Genomic DNA, 6,655 nt, shown 5'->3' with positions numbered 1-6,655 from the left:
ACCAGCGAAGCCGACCGCGCAGCGGCCTACCAGCTCTGGCTGCACTACTACAATCACCACCGACCCCACACCGGGATCGGTGGCCTCGTCCCCTCAGCCCGCGTTCACAACCTCACGGGGAAGTACATCTAGGCGCCGCCGCCCCGGTGGCGGCGCGTCCGCGCGGCTCCGTCGCAGGTCAGCCGAGACCGAGTCTGCCTGCGAGCCTGTCGAGATAACCCGACGCGCGGTCGACGGTGTCGTCGGGCAGGCCGTACAGCACCTCGGTGACCCCGAGTTCACGCCAGGCGGCGAGCCGTTCCGGCACCGGTTTGAGGTCGAGCACCACGATCTGCGGCGCGCCCCGGCGCCCGGCATCTCGCCACATCCGTTGCAGCAGTTCGACGGAGCCCTCGATGTCGGTCTCGCGCGGCGTGGTGATCCAGCCGTCCGCGCTGCGCGCGATCCACCGGAAGTTCTTCTCGGTACCCGCGGCGCCGACGAGGACCGGCGGCGGCGTCACCGGCTTGGGCCAGGCCCAGCTGGACCCGAAGTCGACGAACTCGCCGTGGTACTCGGCCTCCTCCTGCGTCCACAGCGCGCGCATGGCCTCGAGGTATTCGCGCAGCATGGTCCGGCGCCGCGCCGGCGGCACGTGATGGTCGGCCAGCTCGTCGAGGTTCCAGCCGAAGCCGACACCGAGGGTCACCCGGCCGCCGGAGAGGTGGTCGAGCGTGGCGATGGTCTTGGCGAGAGTGATCGGGTCGGACTGCACCGGCAGGGCGACGGCGGTCGCGAGCCGGATCCGCTCGGTGACCGCGGCCGCGGCGGCGAGGGTGGTCCACGGGTCGAGCGTGCGCAGGTAGCGGTCGTCGGGCAGTTCGGCGGTGCCGGTCCCCGGGTGCGCGGCCTCGCGCTTGGTCGGAATGTGCCCGTGCTCGGGGACGAAGTACGACGCGAAGCCGGCCCGCTCGATCAGCGGCGCGAGTATCTGCGGCTTCAGGCCGCGATCACTGGTGAACTGCACGATCCCGAAATCCATGACGTCTCCTCGTTCTGTGCGTGGTCTCTCAGCGCCTCATCCGGCCGCGCCGGACTCCGCCGAGGCGGCCAGCAGCGCCTCGACGCTCACGAACTTCGCCCGACGGCGGCCCTGCGCCCGCCCGGCGGCTCGTTCGGCGGCGTCGATGCGCCGCCAGCCGGCGAGGTCGACCCGCTGCGCGCCGCGCGACGCCACCAGATCGGCGACGTCACCGGCGTCGAGCTCCGGGACCGGCAGGACGTCGTCGGCGAAGTCGGCGATGATCGCCGCGGCGGCCTGCTCACCGCACATCCGGTTGCGGCCGATCCCGCCGGTCGGCCCACGCCGGATCCAGCCGGCCACGTAGAGCCCGGGAACGACGGGTCCGCCCGGCCCGTCGGTGACCCGGGAGTCCTTGCTGGGCACCACATTTCGTTCCGGATCGAACGGGATTCCGGGGATCGGCCTGCCTCGGTATCCCACCGAGCGGACGACCACGGAGGTGTCGATGTCGAAGGTCTCCGAGGTCGGGGCCGCTGCTCCCGACGCCGTGTAGGCGTTGCGCAGGCAGCGCAGGGAGGTCACTTCCCCGTCGCCCATGATCTCCAGCGGCGCGGTGAGGAACCGGAAGACGATCCGCTTGTTCTCGTCATGCCTTGGGCGCGTGGAGAATTCGCGGGCGAGCCGGATCTTGGTGGCGATCGTGGAATCGAGTGAGCCGTCGTCGAGCGCGGCCCTCGCGGCCTCCGACAGCGCCAGCTCCTCCGGTTCGATGACGATGTCGACGCCGTCGAGGTCGCCCAGGGAGAGGAACTCCGAGTTGGTGAACGCGGCGTGCTCGATCCCCCGCCGGCCGAGGACGACCACCTCGCGGATCGACGAATCCCGAAGCGCCGCAAGGGCGTGGTCGGCGATGTCGGTCGCGGCGAGGGTGGCCTCGTCCTCGACCAGGATGCGGGCGACGTCGAGCGCCACGTTGCCGTTGCCGACCACCACCGCGCGGTCGCCGGTCAGGGCGAACGCACGGTCGGCGTAGGCGGGATGGCCGTTGTACCAGGCGACGAAGTCGGTCGCCGGAAACGACCCGGGCAGCTCCTCACCGGGGATGTCGAGATGACGGTCGTGCGGTGCGCCGACCGCGTAGAGGATGGCGCCGTAGCGGGCGGCGAGCTCGTCGTGCGTGATGTGGGTGCCGACGTCGACGTTGAGATGGTAGGTGAAGTTGGTGCGCCGCTCGGCCGCGGCGAAGGTACCCTCGACACCCTTGGTCTTGGCATGGTCGGGTGCGACGCCGGCGCGGACGAGGCCGTAGGGAGTGGGCAGCCTGTCGTACATGTCGACGGATATCTGGGGCCGCTTGGTCAGTTCTCTCGCGGCGTAGAACGCGGCCGGCCCGGCGCCGATCACCGCGACCGACAGGGTGCGGTCCTCGGGGAGTCTGGGGGTGCGAGCCGGGTGGGCGAGGCCGCCGTCCACGTCGTGGTCGCGGTAGTAGTCGGCGTTGATCTGCAGGAAGGGCTCATCGCAGGCGTCGAGCTGGTCGTCGGGATAGATCGCGCTCACCGGGCATTCGTCGATGCAGGCGCCGCAGTCGATACAGGTCGCCGGGTCGATGTAGAGCATCTCGGCGGTGAGGAAGTCGTCCTCGTCGGGCGTGGGGTGGATGCAGTTGACCGGGCAGACCTCGACGCAGCTGCCGTCGTTGCAGCAGGGGCGGGTGATCACGTGCGCCATGGCCGGCTTCCTCTCCTCACGAATACAAGAACACGTTCTAGTTTCTGGTCCAGAGTATCGTAATCCCGGTCACTTTCACCCGCCGAGGAAAGGCGCCGCATGCCCGCCGAGAAGCCGACGCCGTCAGCCCCGCCCGTGTACACGCCGCTCCCCGACCGCAAAGTGGGCGCCCGGTTCTTCGACGCGGACTATCGCGTGCGCACCGGCGACGTCGACCAGGAGATGCGAGTCCGGCTCGACGGCCTCGCGCGCTACCTGCAGGACGTCGCGAACGACAACATCGACATGACCGACTTCGACGGCTCCGATCCGTTCTGGATCGTCCGGCGGACCGTCATCGATGTGCTCGAGCCGATCACGTGGCCCGCCGACTTCCACGCCGAACGCTGGTGCGGCGCACTGTCCACGCGCTGGACCGACATGCGGGTGCGGCTGACGTCGACCAGCGAGACCAACCGGTTCAACCCCGAGCCGCGGCCGAACGGGCTGATCGAGTCCGTCGGATTCTGGATCAACGTGAACGATCAGGGCATGCCGTCGCGCATCAGCGATGAGGCGCTGAGATTCCTGTCGGAGATGACCGACGAGCACCGACTGCGCTGGAAGTCGTTGAATCCGGAGCAGGCTCCCGCCGCCGACGAGGTGGAACTCCCCGACCGCGAGCACGTGCTGCGGTCGACGGACTTCGACCCGTTCCGGCACCTCAACAACGCCGCGTACCTGGAGGCGATCGAGGACGAGCTGGTCGATCATCCCGATCTTCTCGACGCGCCGCACCGCCTGGTGATCGAGTACCTGCGCCCGATCACGCCCGGCACCCCGATCACCCTGCGCCGCAAGCGGATCGACGACTGCCTGTACGTCTGGATGCTGATCGGTTCGGACGACGGCCCGGTGACCGCCGCGTCGGTGTCGGTGTCGAAGATCCCGGACGCCCGACCGGCGTGAGGCGGGTCAGCTCGCGCGGCTGATGACCAGCTCCATGAGTTTGATGGGGCCCTGGCAGGGGTCGCCGGTGACCGCGCCCTGCGGCTCGACCCACCAGGTGATGGTGCCGCGGCCCGGCGACTTCGCTGTGACGCCGCAGACGCTGGGCCGCTTCGGGTCCGTCGCGGTGAACGCCGCGACACTGTTGACCTGGATGTTCTCGGTGGTGAAGCCCATCCGCCGGGTGGTCTGCTTCTCCAGGTTGAAGTCGCCCCACTCGTACCAGGCGAGGGTCACGTCGATGATCGACGTACCGCGCACCACCCAGCGGCAGATCGCGCCGTTGAAGGTGCCGTCGACCGATGTGCCGCCGACCGCCTCGGCGAGCTGCTTGGGGGTCACGATCTGACACTCGGTCAGCAGGCCCTCGAACTTGCTGGTGTCGACCGCGCCTTCCTGTCCGCCCCCGCCGTCGACCCGGGTCGGGTGACCGTCCACGGTCGACGAGCACCCGGCGACGGCGAGCACCGCCACGCACGACGTCGCCGCCGCCAGGGCGCGCGGCCGGACCGGCCTCATGACGCGCGCTCGATCGAGTCGGTGGCGAGCTTCTGCGCACCGTTGCACATCGTGTCCATCGGTACCGTCTGCATGCCCTGGCGCTGGTCGTCGGTCACCGAGATCTCGATGAAGTCGTTCTCGAATTGGACGCCGACCTCGCAGATCGGGTCCATCTTGGCGAGGAAGCCGGGGTAGCCCGCGATCTTGATGTCGACGGGCATGTACTCGCGGGAGAGCTGTTCGTGCCCGCGCTCGCGGCCGATCGGCGAGCCGCGGTACCAGTTGAACGACGCCACCTGGCCGTCGTTCCGGACCGAGCCCGACCGCCATTCGCAGACCGATGGGTTGTCGATGCGGAGCTTGAGGTTGTGGAAGCCGGTGGCCTGCTCCACCTCCTCGAGGGTGAGACCACCGCAGCGCTGGAATTTCGGCCCGGTGCCCGCCTTCGGTGTGGCCGACGTCGGCGCCGCGCCGTCGTCATCCGATCCGCCGCATGCGCCGAGGGTGAGCATCAGCGCGGCGGCGAGTACCAGCGTGGCGCTCCCGCGGAGCTTGTCGATCTGGCGGCGCTCCCGCTTGGTCGGCCGGCCCGCGCCGGGATCGCGCCGCGGAATGCTGGCGATCACCTCGCGCGGCGGGGGCGGCGGGCTGCGATCGATGTAGCACTCGGCCGCGAGCGGCGCCGAGGTGCGCTTACTGATCAGCTTGGTGACCTCGACGATCCGTTCCCGCCCGTCCAGGCGCACCCGGACCTCGTCGCCGACCGCCACGGTGGTCGCGGATTTCGCGGTGACCCCGTTGACCTGGACGTGTCCGGCCCGGCACGCCGCGCCCGCGGCGGAACGTGTCTTGGTCAGCCGGATGCCCCAGATCCAGCTGTCGACACGCGTCCCCATCGAGCCTCCTCATGGTCTGGGTTCACTCTAGCGGTCCGGCCTCGCGGTCGAGCCGCACCGATCGCCACGGGTCCGGGGACCCCAGGAGCCGCGCCGGCCGAGATACCCGGCACGACACCGGGATGCGGCAGGACCTCCCGGAGATCCGGGAGGTCCTGCCGTTGTGCGTCGACGCGAGGTCAGTTCACGACCGCGTCATCCGACGGCGCCTTCTCCGACGACGTCCCGCCTTCCGTCACCGGGTCCACCTTCACCGGGTCGGTCGTCACCGAGTCCGCGGTCGCCGGGTCCGTCGTCACCGGGTCCGAGGATGCGGCCCCGTCCAGATCCGCTCCGGTACCGCGACTCCGCGTCGCCGGTGACGACGTCGTCGTCGACGGCGAGGCCAGCGAGGACGAGGTCAGCTGCTGGGTGCCGAGGCCCGAGGTGACGCTGTCGGTGTCGAGACCGTCGACCTCGGTACCGAGCACCGGGGTCTTGATCTTGCCGGTCCGCAGGGTCGGCACGATCTTGTTCATGTCACCGAGACCGTCCAGGTCGAACTTCGGCAGGCCGAGGGCGTTGGCGGCGGTCTTCCCGTTCACGGTCACGGCCGGCATCAGGTAGATCGTGCCGCCCAGCCAGCTGAGCGCGATGGCGCCGGAGGTGTTCGAGATCGGCTGCAACCCGTAGTCACTCGTGAGGGCGAGGAGGTTGTCTCCGCCGATCGACAGCCGCGCGATGTCGTCGGTGAAGAGGGTCGCGGGGTTGAACTCGTTACCGCTGAAGACGTTGCCGATGAACTCGGTCAGGACATCCTGCGGATTCATGAAAGCGCCGACCGGATTCGTGAGGCCGAGCTGCAGCTCCGGGAGGCTCTTGGTCAGGTTCAGCTTGCCGTCGAAGGTGCCGAGCACATTCACGCAGGCACCCGCATCCTCCGCGTACGCGGCGGTGAGCATGCCGAAGCAGCTCACCGATTTGATACCGGGAACGGTGATCACCGTCTGGTCGAGCACCTTGATCGGGGTCGCATCGGTGGTCCAGGCGTTCGCCATTCCGATGACCGCGAGCGAGACCGCCGTACGGCCGCCGCTGGCGCCGGCGGTCGCCAGGCTGAGCGGCAGGTAGGAGATCGCCGTCGCGTTGCCACCGGTCTGTGCCAGTGCGAACTGGAAGCCGCTACCGATGACCTTGGCCGAGCCGCTGGGCGTGTCGGCGCCCTTTGAGAAGAGGTCGGGTTCCGACACCGAGCCAGTTCAGCAAGTCGGAGATGCCGGTGGTTCCGGCCTGCAGCGGGTTGTAGATCGCGACCGGAACGAGCTCGATCGAACAGTAGTGCCCCATAAGGTGGTGTAACTCGGTGGCCGAGATCGTCTCCGACTTCGTGTCGGGACGGACGTAGAGCGGCCACCGTGTGATCCTTCGAGTCAACCGTCTAAAGAATCCTCGAACGGAGTCATCACGATGACCGCACCTCATATTGTCGACCCTGCAGGCCTGCTTGGCCAAGCCCTCGCCGACGCGTCACCGGATCTGATGCGCGAGCTGCTGCAAA

At 69.0% G+C, this 6,655-nt stretch carries 6 protein-coding genes and 1 pseudogene; 2 read left to right on the top strand and 5 right to left on the bottom strand.

From position 1 onward, the window contains the following. Nucleotides 1-132, top strand: a pseudogene (locus tag ACSEEN_RS21185) (IS481 family transposase); the annotation flags it as partial. A gap of 46 nt (nt 133-178) precedes the next feature. On the opposite strand, the gene ACSEEN_RS21180 reads toward ACSEEN_RS21185, so the two are convergent. Next, nucleotides 179-1,021 carry an LLM class F420-dependent oxidoreductase gene (locus ACSEEN_RS21180; RefSeq protein ID WP_440714238.1) on the bottom strand — a complete coding sequence of 281 codons (843 nt, stop codon included), beginning with the start codon at nt 1,019-1,021 and terminating at the stop codon, nt 179-181. A 36-nt stretch (nt 1,022-1,057) separates the two neighbouring features. Beyond that, nucleotides 1,058-2,734, bottom strand: a complete 1,677-nt coding sequence (locus ACSEEN_RS21175; RefSeq protein WP_440714237.1) for an FAD-dependent oxidoreductase — start codon at nt 2,732-2,734, stop codon at nt 1,058-1,060. Between the two features lie 99 nt (nt 2,735-2,833). Here ACSEEN_RS21175 and ACSEEN_RS21170 point away from each other — a divergent pair, with 99 nt between their 5' ends. Next, the gene (locus ACSEEN_RS21170) at nt 2,834-3,682 is read left to right on the top strand and encodes an acyl-[acyl-carrier-protein] thioesterase (protein ID WP_440714236.1); all 849 of its coding nucleotides are present in this window, start codon (nt 2,834-2,836) and stop codon (nt 3,680-3,682) included. Between the two features lie 6 nt (nt 3,683-3,688). Here the strand turns inward: ACSEEN_RS21170 and ACSEEN_RS21165 are convergent, their stop codons facing one another. The 3 genes from ACSEEN_RS21165 to ACSEEN_RS21155 all read right to left on the bottom strand — a co-directional run bounded on the left by ACSEEN_RS21165 (nt 3,689) and on the right by ACSEEN_RS21155 (nt 6,347). Beyond that, the gene (locus tag ACSEEN_RS21165; RefSeq protein ID WP_440714235.1) at nt 3,689-4,240 is read right to left on the bottom strand and encodes a DUF3558 domain-containing protein; all 552 of its coding nucleotides are present in this window, start codon (nt 4,238-4,240) and stop codon (nt 3,689-3,691) included. Beyond that, nucleotides 4,237-5,118 (bottom strand): DUF3558 family protein, encoded by an 882-nt coding sequence (locus ACSEEN_RS21160; protein WP_440714234.1) that lies wholly within the window; start codon nt 5,116-5,118, stop codon nt 4,237-4,239. Before ACSEEN_RS21160 ends, ACSEEN_RS21165 begins: the two co-directional genes overlap by 4 nt. Nucleotides 5,119-5,297: 179 nt before the next feature. Further along, on the bottom strand, nt 5,298-6,347 hold the full coding sequence (locus ACSEEN_RS21155) for a hypothetical protein (RefSeq protein WP_440714233.1): 1,050 nt from the start codon (nt 6,345-6,347) through the stop codon (nt 5,298-5,300). Nucleotides 6,348-6,655 lie beyond the last annotated feature (308 nt).

The sequence above is a fragment of the Gordonia marina genome (assembly GCF_052036135.1).
In the GTDB taxonomy this organism is placed as follows: domain Bacteria; phylum Actinomycetota; class Actinomycetes; order Mycobacteriales; family Mycobacteriaceae; genus Gordonia.
The sequence above is the reverse complement of the archived record's forward strand: the minus strand, read 5'-3'. Positions and strand labels throughout refer to the sequence as shown.

Excerpts from the sequence above, each read along its gene's own strand:
- ACSEEN_RS21170 (WP_440714236.1), top strand. The coding sequence starts at position 2,834 with ATGCCCGCCGAGAAGCCGACGCCGTCAGCCCCGCCCGTGTACACGCCG.
- ACSEEN_RS21175 (WP_440714237.1), bottom strand. The coding sequence starts at position 2,734 with ATGGCGCACGTGATCACCCGCCCCTGCTGCAACGACGGCAGCTGCGTC.
- ACSEEN_RS21165 (WP_440714235.1), bottom strand. The coding sequence starts at position 4,240 with ATGAGGCCGGTCCGGCCGCGCGCCCTGGCGGCGGCGACGTCGTGCGTG.
- ACSEEN_RS21160 (WP_440714234.1), bottom strand. The coding sequence starts at position 5,118 with ATGGGGACGCGTGTCGACAGCTGGATCTGGGGCATCCGGCTGACCAAG.
- ACSEEN_RS21180 (WP_440714238.1), bottom strand. The coding sequence starts at position 1,021 with ATGGATTTCGGGATCGTGCAGTTCACCAGTGATCGCGGCCTGAAGCCG.